Genomic DNA, 18,396 nt, shown 5'->3' on the forward strand with positions numbered 1-18,396 from the left:
TGCCAGATCTTTATTTCAGCAGGGGTTTTATCAACCTCTCCTCAACGATTTTCAACCATCCTGAAAAGCAGGGGTTTCGTTGAGGAACGGTTTAGTTAGAATCAACAGTTATGTAAGCCAGAATAGCTATTTGGAATATTTATGAACTTTAAGGGAAAACGCAGGAAGCTGTTTCTGCTGCTGGTGCTGATTGTACTGGTGGCTGGATTCTGGCTGTGGCGGGTGCTTAACGCCCCGGTGCCGCACTATCAAACGCTGATTGTCCGTCCGGGCGAGCTGCAGCAAAGCGTGCTCGCCACCGGCAAGCTGGACGCGCTGCGCAAGGTGGACGTAGGCGCGCAGGTCAGCGGGCAGCTGAAAACGCTGTCGGTGGAGATTGGCGACAAAGTGAAAAAAGGGCAGCTGCTGGGGGTCATCGATCCGGAGCAGGCCGAAAACCAGATCAAAGAGGTGGAGGCGACCCTGATGGAGCTGCGCGCCCAGCGCAGCCAGGCTGAAGCGGAGCGTAAGCTGGCCCAGGTGACCCTGAACCGTCAGCGGCAGCTGGCTACGACCCAGGCGATCTCGCAGCAGGATCTGGATACCTCGGTTACGGAGCTGGCGGTCAAGCAGGCGCAGATTGGCACCATCGATGCTCAGATCAAACGCAACCAGGCCTCGCTGGACAGCGCCAAAACCAACCTTGATTACACCCGTATCGTCGCCCCGATGGCCGGGGAAGTGACGCAAATCACCACCCTGCAGGGGCAGACGGTGATTGCCGCCCAGCAGGCGCCGAACATCCTGACCCTGGCGGATATGGGCACCATGCTGGTGAAAGCCCAGGTCTCCGAGGCGGATGTCATTCACCTTAAACCAGGACAAAAAGCCTGGTTTACCGTGTTGGGGGATCCGCAAACCCGCTACGAAGGGGTGCTGAAAGACATTCTCCCGACCCCGGAAAAGGTCAACGACGCCATCTTCTATCACGCCCGCTTTGAAGTGCCTAACCCGCAGGGGGTGCTGCGTCTGGACATGACCGCTCAGGTGCATATCCAGCTGGCCGGGGTTAAAAACGTGCTGACCATTCCGCTGGCGGCGCTGGGTGAACCCGTAGGCGACAACCGCTACAACGTGAAGGTGCTGCGTAGCGGCGAGACGCGCGAGCGTGAGGTGAGCCTCGGCGCGCGCAACGACACCGACGTGGTGGTGGTGAAAGGGCTGGAAGAGGGTGAAGAGGTGGTCATCAGCGAGAGCCAGCCTGGGGCGGCCAAATGACGGCCCTGCTGGAGCTGAATGATATCCGCCGGAGCTACCCCTCCGGCGACGGGCCGGTGGAGGTGCTGAAAGGCATCACCCTGCGGGTCGAGGCCGGGGAGATGGTAGCGATTGTCGGGGCCTCGGGCTCCGGTAAATCCACCCTGATGAATATTCTTGGCTGTCTGGATAAACCCACCAGCGGCACCTACCGGGTGGCCGGGACCGATGTCGCCACCCTCGACAGCGACGCGCTGGCCAAACTGCGGCGGGAACATTTCGGCTTTATCTTCCAGCGTTACCACCTGCTCTCGCACCTGAGCGCGGCGCAAAACGTCGAAGTCCCGGCGGTCTATGCCGGCGTGGAGCGCAAAAAACGGCTTGAGCGGGCGCAGGCGCTGCTTACCCGGCTGGGGCTGGGGGAGCGGGTCGATTACCAGCCTTCGCAGCTCTCCGGGGGACAGCAGCAGCGGGTGAGTATCGCCCGGGCGCTGATGAACGGCGGGCAGGTGATCCTTGCCGATGAACCGACCGGGGCGCTGGACAGCCACTCCGGGGAAGAGGTCATGGCGATCCTGCACCAGCTGCGGGATCAGGGGCATACGGTGATCATCGTCACCCACGATCCGCAGGTGGCCGCGCAGGCCGGGCGGATCGTGGAGATCCACGACGGCGAGCTGGTCAGCAATCCACCGCCCGGCCTTAACGCCACCCGGCGTCAGGAGGTGGCGCTACCGCCGCCGTCCGGCTGGCGGCAGTTTGCCAGCAGTTTCCGTGAAGCGCTGACCATGGCCTGGCTGGCGATGGCCGCCAACAAGATGCGTACCCTGTTGACCATGCTCGGGATCATCATCGGTATCGCCTCGGTGGTATCGATTGTGGTGGTGGGGGATGCCGCCAAACAGCTGGTGCTGTCGGACATACGCTCCATCGGCACCAACACCATCGACGTCTATCCCGGCAAAGACTTTGGCGACGATGAGCCGCAGTATCAGCAGGCGCTGAAATATGACGATCTGGCCGCTATCCAGAAGCAGCCCTGGGTCAACTCCGCCACCCCGGCGGTGTCGCAGAACCTGCGTCTGCGTTACGCCAACATCGACGTGGCCGCCAGCGCTAACGGCGTCAGCGGCGATTACTTTAACGTCTACGGTATGACCTTCAGCGAAGGGGGCACCTTCAATGCGGAACAGCTGGCGGGCCGGGCGCAGGTGGTGGTGCTGGATGCCAACTCCCGGCGTCAGCTGTTCCCCAATAAAGCGAAGGTGATGGGCGAAATTATCCTGGTGGGCAATATGCCTGCAACGGTGATCGGCGTGGCGGAGGAGAAGCAGTCGATGTTTGGCAGCAGCAAGATTTTGCGCGTCTGGCTGCCGTATACCACCATCTCCGGACGCATTATGGGGCAGTCATGGCTGAACTCGATCACCGTCCGGGTGAAAGAGGGCTACGACAGCGCCCAGGCGGAACAACAGCTCGAGCGCCTGCTGACCCTGCGCCATGGGAAGAAGGATTTCTTCACCTGGAACATGGACGGGCTCTTGAAAACGGCGGAAAAGACCACACGTACTCTTCAGCTCTTCCTCACGCTGGTAGCGATTATCTCTCTGCTGGTCGGGGGAATTGGGGTGATGAATATCATGCTGGTGTCGGTGACGGAGCGCACGCGCGAAATCGGCATCCGCATGGCGGTCGGCGCCCGGGCCAGCGACGTGCTGCAGCAGTTTTTAATTGAGGCGGTGCTGGTCTGTCTGGTAGGCGGCGCGCTGGGGATTTCGCTCTCCCTGTTAATTGCCTTCACGCTGCAGCTGTTTTTACCCGGCTGGGAAATTGGTTTTTCACCGATGGCGCTGTTAACGGCCTTTCTTTGTTCTACCTTTACCGGGGTGCTGTTTGGCTGGCTGCCGGCAAGAAATGCGGCGCGGCTGGATCCGGTGGATGCGCTAGCCCGGGAGTGAGCCTGTTGCCGGGTGGCGGCTACGCCTTACCCGGCCTACAAAAGTTCGTAGGCCCGCGCAAGCGCAGCGCCGCCGGGCGTCAGCTCGCACAGCAGCCCACAAGGCTTTGTAGGCCCGTGCAAGCGCAGCGCCGCCGGGCGTCAGCTCGCACAGCAGCCCACAAGGATTTGTAGGCCCGTACAAGCGCAGCGCCGCCGGGCACCAGACCGCACGGAAGCCCACAAATAAAAATGCCAGCGCATCGGGCTGGCATTTTGAGTGCGGGGTGTACACAATGAAACAGAGGGCTATGCCACCACTTCTGCTTCGATGGGCACAATAACGCTGGCATGATTGCCTTTTGGCCCGAGGTGTACATCGAACCGGACGGCTTGTCCGGCCTTCAGCGTTCTGTAACCATCCATCTGAATGGTGGAGTAATGCGCGAAGATGTCTTCGCCGCCGCCTTCAGGGCAGATAAAACCAAACCCTTTGGCGTTGTTGAACCACTTAACTGTACCCGTTTCCATGCTTCGACATCCTTCGTAAATCTTATTAAGTTAGATGTAATGAACCGGTGCTGGAGTGGGGGCTGTTCAAAACCTCGCCAACTCACGCCTGTACAATTTAGATAAACCAAAGGCAGCGTCAAGCATTTGCCGGGGATGGGAGGGGGAAAATGCGTCAAAATTTGAAGCAGTTAACGCTATTGGTGGGTATTGTGACAGACATCGCGGATGGCAATAATAGATGTGAGTTATCTGACATCTGAGGTAGATTCAGGTTATGTATAGCCTCCTGTCAGCATCAGAACCGCGACCGGAGACCGTAAACGAAGATGACGACAGACAATGGGTAAGACGAACGACTGGCTCGATTTCGACAAGCTGGCGGAAGATAAAGTGCGCGACGCGCTAAAACCGCCATCTATGTATAAAGTTATGTTAATGAACGATGACTACACGCCGATGGAATTTGTTATTGACGTGCTACAAAAGTTCTTTTCTTATGATGTAGAACGTGCAACGCAACTGATGCTTACCGTTCACTATCATGGCAAAGCCATCTGCGGTGTTTTTACTGCAGAAGTCGCAGAGACGAAGGTGGCGATGGTGAACCAGTATGCAAGGGAGAACGAGCATCCGTTGCTGTGTACGCTGGAAAAAGCCTGAATAAGGCAATGAAAATTGGGGGAGGTGCCTATGCTCAATCAAGAACTGGAACTCAGTTTAAACATGGCTTTCGCCAGAGCGCGTGAGCACCGACATGAGTTTATGACGGTCGAGCACCTGCTGCTCGCACTGCTCAGCAATCCATCCGCCCGCGAAGCGCTTGAAGCCTGCTCCGTGGACCTGGTGGCGCTGCGTCAGGAACTTGAAGCCTTCATCGAACAGACCACACCTGTACTGCCCGTCAGTGAAGAGGAGCGCGACACGCAGCCGACGCTCAGCTTCCAGCGTGTACTCCAGCGTGCGGTATTTCACGTCCAGTCCTCCGGACGTAGCGAAGTCACCGGTGCCAACGTGCTGGTTGCCATCTTCAGCGAGCAGGAGTCGCAAGCCGCCTACCTGCTGCGCAAACACGAAGTCAGCCGCCTCGATGTGGTGAACTTCATCTCTCACGGAACGCGAAAAGACGAGCCGAATCAGGCATCGGATTCCGGCCATCAGGTCAACAGCGAAGAGCAGGCAGGCGGGGAGGAACGTATGGAAAACTTCACCACCAATCTTAACCAGCTTGCCCGCGTCGGCGGTATTGACCCGCTGATTGGCCGCGAAAAAGAGCTGGAACGGGCGATTCAGGTACTGTGCCGCCGCCGCAAGAACAACCCGCTGCTGGTGGGGGAATCGGGCGTCGGTAAAACCGCCATCGCCGAAGGGCTGGCCTGGCGCATTGTGCAGGGCGACGTCCCGGAAGTGATCGCCGATTGCACCATCTACTCGCTGGATATCGGTTCCCTGCTGGCGGGGACCAAATACCGCGGTGATTTTGAAAAACGTTTCAAAGCGCTGCTGAAACAGCTGGAGCAGGATACTAACAGCATCCTGTTTATCGACGAGATCCATACCATCATTGGTGCCGGTGCGGCATCGGGTGGCCAGGTGGATGCTGCCAACCTGATTAAACCGCTGCTCTCCAGCGGCAAAATCCGGGTGATTGGCTCGACCACCTACCAGGAGTTCAGCAATATTTTCGAAAAAGACCGCGCCCTGGCGCGTCGCTTCCAGAAAATCGACATTACTGAACCGTCGGTTGAAGAAACGGTGCAGATCATCAACGGCCTGAAACCGAAGTACGAGGCGCACCACGACGTGCGTTATACCGCCAAAGCGGTGCGTGCGGCGGTGGAGCTGGCGGTGAAATACATCAACGACCGTCATCTGCCGGATAAAGCGATTGACGTGATCGACGAAGCGGGCGCGCGTGCGCGTCTGATGCCGGTCAGCAAGCGCAAGAAAACGGTCAACGTGGCGGATATCGAATCCGTGGTGGCCCGCATCGCGCGTATCCCTGAGAAGAGCGTTTCTCAGAGCGACCGCGATACGCTGAAAAACCTCGGCGATCGCCTGAAAATGCTGGTCTTTGGTCAGGATAAAGCCATTGAGGCCTTAACCGAAGCCATCAAGATGGCCCGCGCCGGGCTGGGGCATGAGCACAAGCCTGTCGGTTCCTTCCTGTTCGCCGGCCCGACCGGGGTGGGGAAAACCGAGGTGACGGTTCAGCTCTCCAAAGCGCTGGGTATTGAGCTGCTGCGCTTTGATATGTCCGAGTATATGGAGCGTCACACCGTCAGCCGACTGATCGGTGCGCCTCCGGGCTATGTGGGCTTTGATCAGGGCGGCCTGCTCACCGACGCGGTGATCAAGCATCCGCACGCGGTTCTGCTGCTCGATGAGATCGAGAAAGCGCACCCGGACGTCTTTAACCTGCTGCTGCAGGTAATGGATAACGGGACGCTGACCGACAACAACGGGCGCAAGGCGGACTTCCGCAACGTGGTGATGGTGATGACCACCAACGCCGGGGTGCGTGAGACCGAGCGTAAATCCATCGGCCTGATCCACCAGGATAACAGCACCGATGCGATGGAAGAGATCAAGAAGGTCTTTACGCCGGAGTTCCGTAACCGTCTGGACAACATTATCTGGTTCGATCACCTGTCTACCGAGGTGATTCATCAGGTAGTGGATAAGTTCATCGTCGAGCTGCAGGTCCAGCTGGATCAGAAAGGGGTTTCCCTGGAAGTGAGTCAGGAAGCCCGCGACTGGCTGGCTGAGAAAGGCTACGACCGTGCGATGGGTGCGCGTCCGATGGCGCGTGTCATCCAGGACAACCTGAAAAAACCGTTGGCTAACGAGCTGCTGTTTGGTTCGCTGGTGGATGGGGGGCAGGTCACCGTGGCGCTGGATCAGGCGAAGAACGAGCTGACATATGACTTCCAGAGTGCGGCGAAGCACAAGCCGGAAGCGGCTCACTAGTTTTGTTGAGTGACGATAAAAACCGGGCGAAAGCCCGGTTTTTTTATGGCTTTTATATTGTGCATTTTGTAGGCCCGTGCAAGCGCAGCGCCGCCGGGCAATGCACGGTGGTAACATGTGGCGGCTGTGGGGGTTCCGTTCACCTTGCGTTCGCTGCTTCTCTGTAAACCACGTCACCCGTGAACGTGCCAGGGGGGCTCGCCGCCTCCCCCCTGGCAACCCCGGCTCCCGGCAAAGAAAATCGCCGCTTCGCGGTCCCTTCGGCTTATTCCCTTCGGCTTTCGGGTCGGGCACCAGCCTGCATCCATGCAGGCTATGCCCTCTCGGCGCGTCCATGCGCCTCGCCCCGGCCTGCGGTCAACGCCTCAGCGATTTTCAGCCGGACCTGGGTGCCGCTGTGAGTGGCAAGTTTGCCTCTGACTTTTGTGTTGCTGTAGGGGAGATAAAAATTTGCGAGGCATTATCCAGAATTTAAACGAGGATATTGCTGGATAAAATCCCAGTAATAAAATGGCGATGCACCTGCAAAATCAGGTGCCAGGATTGGCGTCCTGGACTCATAGATATGGAAATGATGTTGCCATGGCAGCACCACAGGTTTCGTTCACACTTTTGTAAGTAGCGATTATAATGGGCTTCTTCAATTATGGTGGGCTGAACCGGGGCTTCTTTTGAAGCGCCGATTTTCCATATTGTCGGTACGCCAATCCGGTTCAGTCTGCCACCCGAAGTTGGCGTTTCAGGTGGTAGTTTTTCAGCGTTAATATGGAATTGTGAATATGGAAAATCAAACTATTGCTCACCTTTACAGCGAACTCGAACTCAGCACTCCCGATCTCTCCACCCTTGCCGCGCGCTGCAACCTGCTCACCGAAATCCTGGTCGATTGCAATTCGCTGCCGCAAACGCAGCCCGTCTGCCGCTGTCTTGCTGCATACCTGGACGCATTCAGGAGTGAGCTGGAAAAATCGATGACCGATTTCCGCGTGCTGGATGAGGATGAGATACCGCCAGCACACAAACAGGGGGGGCTGCTGGACAGCACCGAAGCCCAGTGCGATTACTGCCGGGCGTTAAACCATGTGCTGCTGGTGTCGCATTTTGACCGCGATATGCTTCCGCATTTGACCGGTCTGCTGCACGAGATCAGCCATGCGATGCTGGCCGATCTGACCGTGGTGCATGTTCACTGAGTCGTCACCTGCGCCTGGCGAATCCGGGCGCATTAACCGGCCATTTCAGCCCGTTTGCGCTCTTCGCTAGGGGTAATTGAAAAGACCTTTTTATACAGGGTACTGAAATGGCTGCTGTTGGCGAAACCGCACAGGAAGGCGATCTCGGTAATAGTCATATCGGTTTCGCGGACTTTAACCCGGGCGGAGACCAGCCGCAGGTGTTTAATATAATTTTCCGGCGTCATGCCCGTCGCGGCTTTAATATGGCGGAATGCCGTGCGCGGGGTTAAATGAAACTGCTTAGCCAGATCGTTCCAGTCATATTCTTCAAAACAGTTTTCCTGCAGATGATTGAGCAGCTTATGCAACTTATAGCGGGTATTGTTGTGGTTCACGTCAGACTGCGCCTGCAGCAACGTATTCACCAGTTGGAAAAAGAGCGACTCCCGCTGTTCAACCTGCAGCGGCTGGGCGCTGAATATTTTATCGATCAGGGAATTGCACTGCATGCGGATCTCCGGTGCCAGCCAGGTGTAGCAGCTGGCATCCCGGACCGAGAAGCGTTGCAGCAGGGAGCCGGTGTGCTGTAAAAAAACAAATTCAGCCACAGGATTTATCAGGATATTAATCAGCTTGAGTGTACCCAGCTCATCATAAAAATGGTGGTCGCCACGCTGGACGTAAAAAATATCCCCTTGCTGAATATAGAGAGGGCGTCCGTTAATAATGTGCAGGCCATGACCTTGCTCAACAATAACCAGTTCATCAAATTCATGACAATGTTCGCAGCTGTTATCTTCCGGGTCGCTTTTATAAAGGGCGAGTTTATCGTCTGTGGATTTGAAATAATGCGCAACGGTTAAGGTGTTCATAAATTATCCTGCAATGTGAAAAGCTGCGAGCACGATAATTGATTTACCCCGGCTTAAGAAGCCCTGTTTTTCAAAATGTGAACATCCTCAGGCCGACCTCACTGACACTGCCAACCTGCGTCGGGGGTTGGCAATCTGAGAGTGGCTCTCAACTCCCCATCACCTCTATTCTGCCTGAAATCTTACAGAGGGCGCAGTATGTCTCAGGCACTTCAGCAACATCACAATCTCACCATGTATCGCGACGAGCATCTCCTGGCCACCGCCAGCGCATTGATGCCAACACTCTATTCGCAGGCGATTTCTCCCGTCAGCGTGATCAATACTGTTCCCGACAGTGACGCCCTGCACGGCTGGCGTGCGGAAAAGGTGGCCGATGCCAGCGCCTGGCTCAAGCAACCTTTCTCCCCGGGAGATTCATTTATTCTGGACTTTGGCACCCACGGCGTTGGCTGGTTAAATTTTAGCTGCAAAGCCGCAGGCAGCCCGCCGGATGCCCCCGCTCATCTGGAGTTTATTTTTGGCGAAACGTTGTGTGAAATGGCAGAGCCTTTCAGCGATTATCAGGGATGGTTAAGCAGCAGTTGGTTGCAACAACATCATGAGTATATTGACGTCCTGCCTGCGGATATTACCCTCGCTCGCCGCTACTGTTTTCGTTATCTGAAGGTACGCGTGGTGGCGCTCTCACCCAAATATCAGCTGCGCTTTAACCATATCACGTTAAATAGCGTCAGCTCGGCGCCGGACGAATATCCACCCTGCAACGCCACCGACCCGCAGCTGCGAAAGATTGATGAAGTGGCGGTCCGAACCCTGCGCAACTGCATGCAGGAGGTGTTTGAGGACGGGCCGAAGCGGGATCGCCGGTTATGGCTGGGTGACCTCCGGCTGCAGGCGCTGGTGAATGACGTCACCTTTGCGAATCACGATCTGGTGCGCCGCTGTCTGTACCTGTTCGCCGGTCATCGTCGGGAGGATGGAATGGTCTCAGCCAATATCTTTGTCCGCCCCGAGGTGATGGCGGATGACACTTTCCTGTTTGATTATTCGCTCTTTTTTGTCGATACGCTGCACAACTATCTGAAGTCGACCGGGGACAGGACCACCGCTCGCGAGCTGTGGCCGATTGCCTTCCGACAGGTCGAGCTGGCGTTAGCGCGGTGTGAAGCTGGCCTGGTCACAGACAGCGATGACTGGTGGTCATTTATCGACTGGCACGATCAACTCAACAAGCAGGCGGCCTCCCAGGGCGTGCTGATCTACTGCATCGACAAAGCCGTGCGGCTGGCGGAAGTCTGCGCTCCTGAACAGATTGCATTCCTGAACGAAAAGCGGGTTCTGGTAAAACGTGCCGCGCATCAGCTCTGGGATGAAGCGAGCGGCTTTTACGTCAGCGGCTCAGCGCGCCAGATCAGCGCCGCCTCGCAAATCTGGCTGGTGTTGGCCGACGTGGGCGATGCGGAACACCAGCAACAGGTCATGACGAATTTACTTCAGTCGCCGCCGTCCATCGGCATGAATACTCCCTATCTGCGCCACCACTTTATCGCCGCGCTGCTGAAATGCGGCTTGCGCGAGCGTGCCGTGGTCGAGATCAAAGCCTACTGGGGAGCGATGGTGGATGACGGGGCGGACACCTTCTGGGAACTATTTGATCCGCAAAGACCTGACTTCTCCCCGTATGGCAGTAAGCTCATCAACAGTTACTGCCATGCCTGGAGCTGTACCCCGGCCTGGTTTATCCGCCAGTTCGGCCTCTGATAACACAACAATAAAGTGAACAAAATGGCTAAAACCTTCTTTACCCTATGGCGGCAACGGTTAGGTTACGGGATTGCCGATCTCTCCTGTAACCTGGTCTGGCAGTTAATCTCGCTGTACCTGATGTTCTTTTATACCGATGTGATGAACCTCCCGGCCTACTGGGTGGGGATTATGTTCCTGGTCACGCGGCTGGTGGACGGCGTGGCGGACGTGTTAATGGGACTGATGATCGACAACACGACCACCCGCTGGGGACGATGCCGTCCGTGGTTGCTGTTTGGCGCGATACCTTTCGGTCTGATGTGTATACTGGCGTTTTACGTGCCCGATTTTGGCACCACCGGGAAGCTGGTGTATGCCTTTATCACCTACCTGTGCCTCTCGTTCCTCTACACCATCGTCAATATTCCCTTCTGCGCGATGCTGCCGTTCCTGACGGCGGATTCCCAGGAGCGCACCACCTTATCCGCAGTGCGCATTCTTCTCGGCTCGCTGGGCTCCACCATTGTGGCGGTCGCCACGCTGCCGCTGGTGGGGGCGTTAGGGCAGGGCAATCAGGCGCAGGGGTTTCTCTATACCGCGGTGGTGTTCGGCGTGATCGCCACCTTCTTCCTGCTGATCAGCTTCCGCAACGTGGAGGAGAAAATCAGCATCACTCAGGAGCGCATGACCTTAAAACGGGCCTGGACCGGCCTGAAATCCAACACGCCGTGGAAGGTGTTCGCACTGAATATTTTCCTGATGTGGGGGGCCTTCTTCTTCCAGACGGGGTCGCTGGTCTATTTCTTCCACTATTACGTGGGCAGCAGCGAGCTGACCGCCCTGGTGGCCGGGATCTCCTCCTTTGTGCCGCTGCTCGGGACGCTGACGGTGCCGTTCCTCGCGGGCTTAATGAAAAAACGCCATGTTTACCTGGTCGCCAGCACGGTTAACCTTGTCGGCATGGGGATCATGATGGTCGCCGGCGTCAACTACTGGGGGCTGGTCATCGGGGCAATTGTTCTGTCGCTTGGCGCGGGGCAGCGCACCGCAATCTACTTCTCGATGCAGGCCGATCCGGTGGATTACGGGGTGTGGAAAACCGGGATTAATACCGCAGGTATTCTGACCTCCATAAACGGTTTCCTCGGTAAGGTAGCAATGGCCGGGGCCGGGGCGATCACCGGTTTTCTGCTCTCCTCGGGCGGTTACGTGGCAAACGCGGTGCAAACCCCGTCAGCCCTGCTGGCCATCCAGGCCTGTTACCTGTGGATCCCCGCCGGGTTAATCGTGGCGTCGATGATCTGGATCGGGCGCTTCTACCGGCTCGACGACAGCTTCGGGGCGATCCGCGCCGATCTCGATGCCGGAATCTTCGCATCGGACGACCAACCAGAACTCAAAAAATCCGCCGCTATTTAATCTGACCTCTTTCTGATAACAGGACATCTATGCGTATCTCTGTGATTAGCGCAGCGGTTTGCTGCGCCCTTTTTTCGCCCTCATATGTGTTTGCCGACGCGCAAAGCGTGGAACAACGCCTGGCTCTGCTGGAGCAGCGGCTGAACGCAGCGGAACAACGAACTACCGAGGCAGAACGGCGCGCCTCGCAGGCGGAGGCAAAATTAGCCACCCTGAGCCAGCAATCTCAGGCCACCGAAAAGAAAGTGGAGACCGTCAGCCAGAAGCAGAAGCAAAACGCGCTCAGCGACGGGTTTGAATTTAATGCTTATGCTCGCTCAGGGTTGTTGATCAATAACCACGGCAAAGGTGCGCGCGGCGGTCCGGGTGTCTCACCGGCCAGTTCCCTGAATGGCGACGCGCACGTCGGGCGTCTGGGTAACGAAGAGGATAACTACATCGAGCTCAGCTTCGGCAAGCGCATGACCTTCGATGACGGTTCCTGGGCGCACTTCAAAACCATGATTGCCGATGGCGCCACCAACCCCGATCCCTGGGTGCAGGATAACGACAGCCACCATATCAACGTGCGCCAGATGTACGTCGAGATGGGCAACTTCGCCGAGTTTTCCGGCCCGGCGAAAAATGCTTATCTGTGGGCCGGGAAACGTTTCGATCGCGATAACTTTGATATTCACTTTACCGACAGCGACATCATGTTCCTCGGCGGCACCGGGGCCGGGATCTACGACGTGCAGTGGACCAATAACCTGAAAGGCGACTACTCCCTGTATGGGCGCAATTTCGGCGATCTTGGCAGCTCGCACTATGAAGACAACGACATCCAGAACCTGATGCTCACCGCCAACCACTTCTACGGTAACTGGCAGCTGATGCTGACCGGGATGACGGCCCAAGGCAATGACGATCTTAAGGACAATACCTCCTCGACCGGAAGCTATGCCCTGCGCAGCGACAACACTGCGCAAAACGGCTACTACGCGATGCTGGCTTATCATGATAAACAGCAGTTTTATGGCCTGACGAAGGGAGTATCGGAAACCGCATTACAATTTGGCGGCGGGCTGGGGGCCGAAGCGCGTCAGCCGGGCAGCGACGGCGATCTGACGGACAATGCCACCTCTCTGCGCTTTGCCTCTTACGGCATTTTGCCGGTGGCGAAAAACTGGGAAATTGCGCCGTCGGTGATCGCCCAGCACAGCGAAGATCGTTATCGTGACGGCGACCGCTATGACTGGGCGACCTTTAACCTTCGCGCCTCACAGGCATTGACTCCGCATTTTGCCCTGCTGTATGAGGCATCCTGGCAGTATATGGATCTGGATCCTAACGGGCGCACCTACAGGTCGGACGGTAACATGAACCAGTACCAGGCGGTAAAAGGGGATTTTTACAAGCTGACCTTTGCCCCGACGTTCAAAGTGGGCAACGTGTTTGATATCAAAGCGCGTCCGGAAATCCGTCTTTTTGCCACTTATATGAACTGGGACAGAGAGCTGGATCGCTATGCCATCAACGACGACTTTGGCAGTGCAGGGTTCACTGCGGGCGGGACATGGAACTTTGGCGTGCAGACCGAAATCTGGTTTTAACGCTGCGTAACAGAAAACAAAAAGGCCGGGATTACCCGGCCTTGATTATTCTCACTACGCCATTCGCGGCGAAAAACTCTTAGCGACTACGGAAGACAATGCGGCCTTTGCTCAGGTCGTACGGGGTCAGCTCAACAGTCACTTTGTCGCCCGTCAGAATACGGATATAGTTCTTACGCATTTTACCGGAGATATGCGCGGTAACAACGTGACCGTTTTCCAGTTCTACGCGAAACATGGTGTTAGGCAACGTTTCAAGAACGGTACCCTGCATTTCAATATTGTCTTCTTTGGCCATCTAATCCTCTGGGGTATCACTACCAAGTTTTGAACCGGCAAGATAATGCCGAAATTCATCAATTAAGTAAAGATTTGCGCGTTTAAAACGCAACAAAGCAGTTTCAGCGTATTACCCGGACGTCACGGATGAACCGTACGAAAAGCGCATACGTAAAGGGGAGGTGGCAGGATAAACGATAGGGCGTTATCGGATGCGAACTATTCCCAAACGGCGGCGGGGCAACAGGCAGAACCTACTCTGCGGCAGAATTATAGCACCTTGAGGAAAAATATGCGGAAAACATTTATCTTTGGGGCATAAATAACGTCCCGGGGACCCAGAAATTCTGCGGTAATTTCTGCATTCGCAGCGTTGCCAGCTGATCCAGATATTCATGGCGGGAGATCTCAACCGCACCCAGCGAGGCGGTATGCTCATTCAGCACCTGGCAATCTATCAGCTGGCCGCCGCTGCGGGTAAAGCGTTCGCAGAAAACCAGCAGGGCGGTTTTGGAAGCATTCACCGCCCGGCTGAACATTGACTCACCGCAAAACAAGGTGCCCTGCGCCACGCCGTACATCCCGCCCACCAGTTCGTCCTTATCCCACACCTCAATCGAGTGGGCGTAACCCAGCTCATGCAGGCGGTGATAGGCAGCGATCACCTCCGGGGTGATCCAGGTTCCTTCAAAGCGATCGCTGGCGCACCCCTCGATCACCTGACCAAAGGCGTGATTAAGGGTGACGCGATAGGGGGAATGGTTATGAAAGCGCTTCATGCTGCGGCTGATATGAAACCGCGCGGGCCACAGGACGGCACGAGGATCGGGCGACCACCATAAGATCGGATCGCCGGGGGAAAACCACGGAAAAATCCCGCGCTGGTACGCCATTAATAAACGCGACGGGCTCAGATCGCCGCCGAGGGCCAGCAAACCATTAGGTTCACGCAGCGCCCCTTCTGGAGAAGGGAACGCAAGAGAATGACGAGAGAGCTGGACCAGGCGCATGACAACAAAACTCCAGTACGCGAAGTGGGGATCGGTTCAAATATAGACTACAGACGTTGTTTAAACTGGTAGTAGCGACCCTGTTTTGCTAACAGCTCTGCGTGACTACCTTGCTCAATAATTTGTCCGTTGTCCATCACAATAATTTGATCGAAATCCGCCAGCCCGCGCAGGCGGTGCGTCACCATTAGCACCGTTTTGCCCTGCATCTCTTTTTCGAGTAAATCAAGGATTTGTCGCTCTGTGGTTGCGTCGAGCCCTTCGGTAGGTTCATCCAGCAGCATCAGCGGGGCATCGTGCAGCAGCGCACGCGCAATCGCCAGACGACGCAGCTCGCCGCCGGAAAGCTGACGACCCCCTTCACCGAGCCAGCTGTTCAGACCTTCGTCTTCCAGCAGCTTGTGCAGACCAACCTTTTCCAGCATCGCGCTTAACACGTCATCGGCGGCGCCAGGCGCGGCTAACAGCAGGTTATCCCGCAGGGTAGCGCTGAAAAGATGAACCCGCTGAGGCACCACGCTCACCGTTTTACGCAGCGCAGGTTCGCTCATCTCTGTCAGAGGGGTGTCGTTGAACAGGATCTGGCCCTGGGCCGGATCCCAGGCCCGGGTCAGCAGCTGCAGCAGCGTCGATTTCCCGCAGCCGGTACGACCCAGTACCGCAACATGAGCGCCTGCAGGAATAACCAGGTTTATATGGTCCAGCGCCGGTTGTGCCTGGCCATCGTAGGCAAAGCTGACATCCGCCAGGCGGAGGGCCAGCTGCTCAGGCACGTCGGACGCGGTAGTACTGAACTGTACTTCCGGCTGCTGGCCGGTAATCTGGGTGATACGCAGCGCGGAGGCCACCACCTGGCCCAGGTGCTGGAAAGCCCCGGTCACCGGCGCCAGCGCCTCGAACGCCGCCAGCGCACAGAAGACAAACAGCGCAATGAGCGGCCCCGGCTGGGTGTTACAGCCCACGCCGCCGGAAGCCAGCCACAGCATTGTCATTACGGCAATACCGCCAATCAGCAGCATCAACGCCTGAGACAGGGCCGTGAGCTCCGACTGTTTGCGCTGGGCTTCATGCCAGTTCATCTCGGTATTTTCCATCTGCGCGCGGTAGCGACGGCTGGCACCAAAAATCGTTAGCTCTGCCTGACCCTGCAGCCACCCCGTCAGTTGCTGGCGATACTCGCCGCGCAAACGGGTAAGATTTTCACCGGTGGGTTTACCGGCACGGTAAAACAGCGGCGGCAGTAAAAACAGCGTCAGGAGCATGATCCCGCCGAGGACCAGCGCGATATTGACGTCCAGCAGGCACAGCCCGAGGGTAACAACCACAATCACCACCAGCGCACCCACCAGCGGGGAGATGACGCGAAGGTAAAGGTGGTCGAGAGTGTCGACATCCGCAACAACGCGGTTCAGCAGCTCGCCCTGGCGGTAGCGCGCCAGTCCGGCAGGGGAGAGGGGCAGCAGCTTGCTGAAGGTAGTGACGCGCAGGTGTTGCAGCACGCGGAAGGTTGCGTCATGGCTGACCAGACGTTCGAAGTAGCGTCCGGCGGTGCGGGTAATAGCCGTGCCACGTACACCTGCGGCAGGCAGCATATAGTTGAAGCTGTACAGCCCGGCAAACCCGGCCACCGCAGAGGCCGAAAGGAACCAGCCCGAAAGCGTGAGCAGGCCGATACTGGCCAGCAGGGTGATGATCGCCAGTACCACGCCGAGGGTCAGCATCCATTTGTGGCGCATATAGAGCGCCAGATAAGGCAGTAAAGCGCGCATCAGATGTCCTCCTGACGGTTCGCCAGCAGGGCCGCGAATGGCCCCTGTGCCGCCGCGAGCGTGGCGTAATCGCCCTGCTCAACAAGCTGACCGTTGTCCATGACCCAGATCTGATCCCATTGGGAGATACCCTCCAGCTGGTGGGTTACCATCAGGGTGGTTTGCTGCTGCGAGGCGGCATCCAGGGCCATCATCACGCGCTGTTCGCTGTGCGCATCCAGGCTGGCAGCGGGCTCATCCAGCAGTAAAAGCTGGCAAGGGTTAAGCAGGGCGCGGGCCACGGCGATACGCTGCGCCTGTCCGACGGAAAGTCCCGCCGACTGATCGCCCACCACCGTATCCACGCCGTTCGGCAGCAGGGGCAGGAATTCGCTGACCCAGGCGCGATCGAGCACCGATTGCAACTCTTCGTCGCTGGCATCCGGGCGCGCCAGCAGTACGTTTTCACGCAGCGTGGCCGCCGGAAGCTGTGGGTTCTGACCCACCCAGCTTAAATGGGTGCGCCATTCGTCAGGATCGAGCGCAGAGAGTTCGGCCTGGTTGATGCGCAACGACCCGCTGTAGGCCATAAAGCCGGATAACGCATTTAGCAGCGAGCTTTTGCCCGAGCCGCTGGTACCGACCAGCACCACGCGCTGACCTGCAGCGAGAGTGAAGTTTAATGGCCCCGCCAGCACTTTCCCCTCCGGCGACAGCACGCAGAAATTCTCTGCTTCAATGCTGACCGGTTTGCTGGTGCTCAGGGTCACGTCGCCGCGCTGCGGATGGGCCAGCGGCGTTTCGAGGAAGGTTTTCAGGCTGTCGGCTGCGCCCACGGCCTGGGCCTTTGCATGATAGAAGGTGCCCAGATCGCGCAGCGGCTGGAAGAACTCCGGGGCCAGAATCAGCGCCAGGAAGCCCGCCGAGAGGGTCACGGCGGTGCCGTAGTGACCAAAATCGAGGGCGCCCAGATAGGAGAAACCAAAATAGACGGCGACCAGCGCAATCGACAGGGAGGTAAAGAACTCCAGCACCCCGGAGGATAAGAACGCCAGGCGTAACACCTCCATGGTGCGCTGGCGGAAATCCTGGGAGGCGTGGCGGATATTGTCGGTTTCGGCTTCACCGCGACCAAAAATGCGCAGCGTCTCCATGCCGCGCAGGCGGTCGAGGAAGTGGCCGCTTAAGCGCCCCAGCGCCAGGAAGTTGCGGCGGTTGGCATCGGCGGCCCCCATGCCGACCATCGCCATAAACAGCGGGATCAGCGGGGCAGTACCCAGCAGGATCAGCGCCGCGACCCAGTTATACGGGAAGATCGCCAGCACAATCAGCAGGGGAACGAAGACGGCCAGCGCCATCTGCGGCAGATAGCGGGCGTAGTAGTCATGCATATCGTCGATTTGCTCGAGGATAAGCGTCGCCCAACTGCCGGCAGGTTTGCCCTGGATCCAGGCGGGACCGGCTTCCTGTAGCCTGTCGAGCACCTGGCGGCGAATTTCGTAGCGGATGTTCTGTCCGGCGTGAAAACCCACGCGCTCACGCAACCAGACCACCCAGGCACGCAGAATGAAGACCAGAATCAACACAATGAAAGGCAGTAACAGGGCCTCGCGCGGGATGTTTTCCATGATCATATGGTTAAGAATGCGGGCCAGCAGCCATGCCTGGCCTACAATCAACACGCCGCTGATAAACCCTAAAAGACGGGAAATATTCAGCCAGCGGCGGGAAAGTACGCTTTGCTGTTTAAGCCAGCGTGTTAACTCTTGTTGACGGGTTTTTTCCATTGCGTGCTTTGCAGGTGATGTTATTAGGTATTGGGCACGGCAATGTTACAACGCAGAGACAATAAAGGCGACTTATCGCCGCCTTTTTTACGTTTGTTGCTGTTTTGTAAAAA

General features: G+C 57.3%; 14 protein-coding genes. 8 read left to right on the forward strand and 6 right to left on the reverse strand.

The window, feature by feature from the left end; genetic code table 11:
- The first annotated feature begins 141 nt into the window (after window positions 1-141).
- Together macA and macB are read left to right on the forward strand one after the other, a co-directional pair.
- Complete coding sequence (gene macA, locus ACP4QI_RS07105) at window positions 142-1,257, forward strand: macrolide transporter subunit MacA (protein WP_142488892.1); 1,116 nt, start codon at window positions 142-144, stop codon at window positions 1,255-1,257.
- Window positions 1,254-3,194 carry a macrolide ABC transporter ATP-binding protein/permease MacB gene (gene macB / locus ACP4QI_RS07110; RefSeq protein ID WP_426494979.1) on the forward strand — a complete coding sequence of 647 codons (1,941 nt, stop codon included), beginning with the start codon at window positions 1,254-1,256 and terminating at the stop codon, window positions 3,192-3,194. The genes macA and macB overlap by 4 nt, the downstream gene beginning before the upstream one ends.
- Before the next feature lie 287 nt (window positions 3,195-3,481).
- Here macB and cspD read toward each other — a convergent pair whose 3' ends face one another.
- The gene (gene cspD, locus ACP4QI_RS07115) at window positions 3,482-3,703 is read right to left on the reverse strand and encodes a cold shock-like protein CspD (protein WP_032617324.1); all 222 of its coding nucleotides are present in this window, start codon (window positions 3,701-3,703) and stop codon (window positions 3,482-3,484) included.
- A gap of 321 nt (window positions 3,704-4,024) precedes the next feature.
- Here cspD and clpS point away from each other — a divergent pair, with 321 nt between their 5' ends.
- The 3 genes from clpS (at window position 4,025) to ACP4QI_RS07130 (ending at window position 7,845) form a co-directional block, all read left to right on the forward strand.
- Window positions 4,025-4,345 (forward strand): ATP-dependent Clp protease adapter ClpS, encoded by a 321-nt coding sequence (clpS, locus tag ACP4QI_RS07120; RefSeq protein WP_032617325.1) that lies wholly within the window; start codon window positions 4,025-4,027, stop codon window positions 4,343-4,345.
- A 30-nt stretch (window positions 4,346-4,375) separates the two neighbouring features.
- Window positions 4,376-6,652, forward strand: a complete 2,277-nt coding sequence (clpA, locus tag ACP4QI_RS07125) for an ATP-dependent Clp protease ATP-binding subunit ClpA (RefSeq protein ID WP_032617326.1) — start codon at window positions 4,376-4,378, stop codon at window positions 6,650-6,652.
- 779 nt (window positions 6,653-7,431) lie between these two features.
- Window positions 7,432-7,845, forward strand: coding sequence for a hypothetical protein (locus tag ACP4QI_RS07130; protein WP_426494978.1), 414 nt, complete (start codon window positions 7,432-7,434; stop codon window positions 7,843-7,845).
- 32 nt (window positions 7,846-7,877) lie between these two features.
- Here ACP4QI_RS07130 and ACP4QI_RS07135 read toward each other — a convergent pair whose 3' ends face one another.
- Window positions 7,878-8,699: a helix-turn-helix domain-containing protein gene (locus ACP4QI_RS07135; RefSeq protein WP_142488895.1), complete on the reverse strand. Its 822-nt coding sequence runs from the start codon at window positions 8,697-8,699 to the stop codon at window positions 7,878-7,880.
- A 198-nt stretch (window positions 8,700-8,897) separates the two neighbouring features.
- Here ACP4QI_RS07135 and ACP4QI_RS07140 point away from each other — a divergent pair, with 198 nt between their 5' ends.
- Genes ACP4QI_RS07140 through ACP4QI_RS07150 form a run of 3 tightly spaced genes read left to right on the forward strand, consistent with a single transcriptional unit; the run spans window position 8,898 to window position 13,459 of the window.
- Entirely contained in the window at window positions 8,898-10,463 is a 1,566-nt protein-coding gene (locus ACP4QI_RS07140; RefSeq protein ID WP_426494977.1) for an alpha-L-rhamnosidase-related protein, read from the forward strand.
- A 24-nt stretch (window positions 10,464-10,487) separates the two neighbouring features.
- Entirely contained in the window at window positions 10,488-11,867 is a 1,380-nt protein-coding gene (locus tag ACP4QI_RS07145; protein WP_426494976.1) for a glycoside-pentoside-hexuronide (GPH):cation symporter, read from the forward strand.
- 29 nt (window positions 11,868-11,896) lie between these two features.
- A complete protein-coding gene (locus ACP4QI_RS07150) occupies window positions 11,897-13,459 on the forward strand; it encodes a carbohydrate porin (protein ID WP_142488898.1) in 1,563 nt (520 codons plus the stop codon).
- Between the two features lie 79 nt (window positions 13,460-13,538).
- Here ACP4QI_RS07150 and infA read toward each other — a convergent pair whose 3' ends face one another.
- The 4 genes from infA to cydD all read right to left on the reverse strand — a co-directional run bounded on the left by infA (window position 13,539) and on the right by cydD (window position 18,283).
- Window positions 13,539-13,757, reverse strand: coding sequence for a translation initiation factor IF-1 (gene infA, locus ACP4QI_RS07155; protein ID WP_001040187.1), 219 nt, complete (start codon window positions 13,755-13,757; stop codon window positions 13,539-13,541).
- Window positions 13,758-14,043: 286 nt separating this feature from the next.
- Window positions 14,044-14,748 (reverse strand): leucyl/phenylalanyl-tRNA--protein transferase, encoded by a 705-nt coding sequence (gene aat, locus ACP4QI_RS07160; protein WP_142488899.1) that lies wholly within the window; start codon window positions 14,746-14,748, stop codon window positions 14,044-14,046.
- 47 nt (window positions 14,749-14,795) lie between these two features.
- Entirely contained in the window at window positions 14,796-16,517 is a 1,722-nt protein-coding gene (gene cydC, locus ACP4QI_RS07165; RefSeq protein WP_426494975.1) for a heme ABC transporter ATP-binding protein/permease CydC, read from the reverse strand.
- Window positions 16,517-18,283 carry a heme ABC transporter permease/ATP-binding protein CydD gene (gene cydD / locus ACP4QI_RS07170; RefSeq protein WP_156263330.1) on the reverse strand — a complete coding sequence of 589 codons (1,767 nt, stop codon included), beginning with the start codon at window positions 18,281-18,283 and terminating at the stop codon, window positions 16,517-16,519. Before cydD ends, cydC begins: the two co-directional genes overlap by 1 nt.
- Window positions 18,284-18,396 lie beyond the last annotated feature (113 nt).

This window comes from Leclercia sp. TB492 (assembly GCF_049974505.2).
In the GTDB taxonomy this organism is placed as follows: domain Bacteria; phylum Pseudomonadota; class Gammaproteobacteria; order Enterobacterales; family Enterobacteriaceae; genus Enterobacter; species Enterobacter adecarboxylatus_C.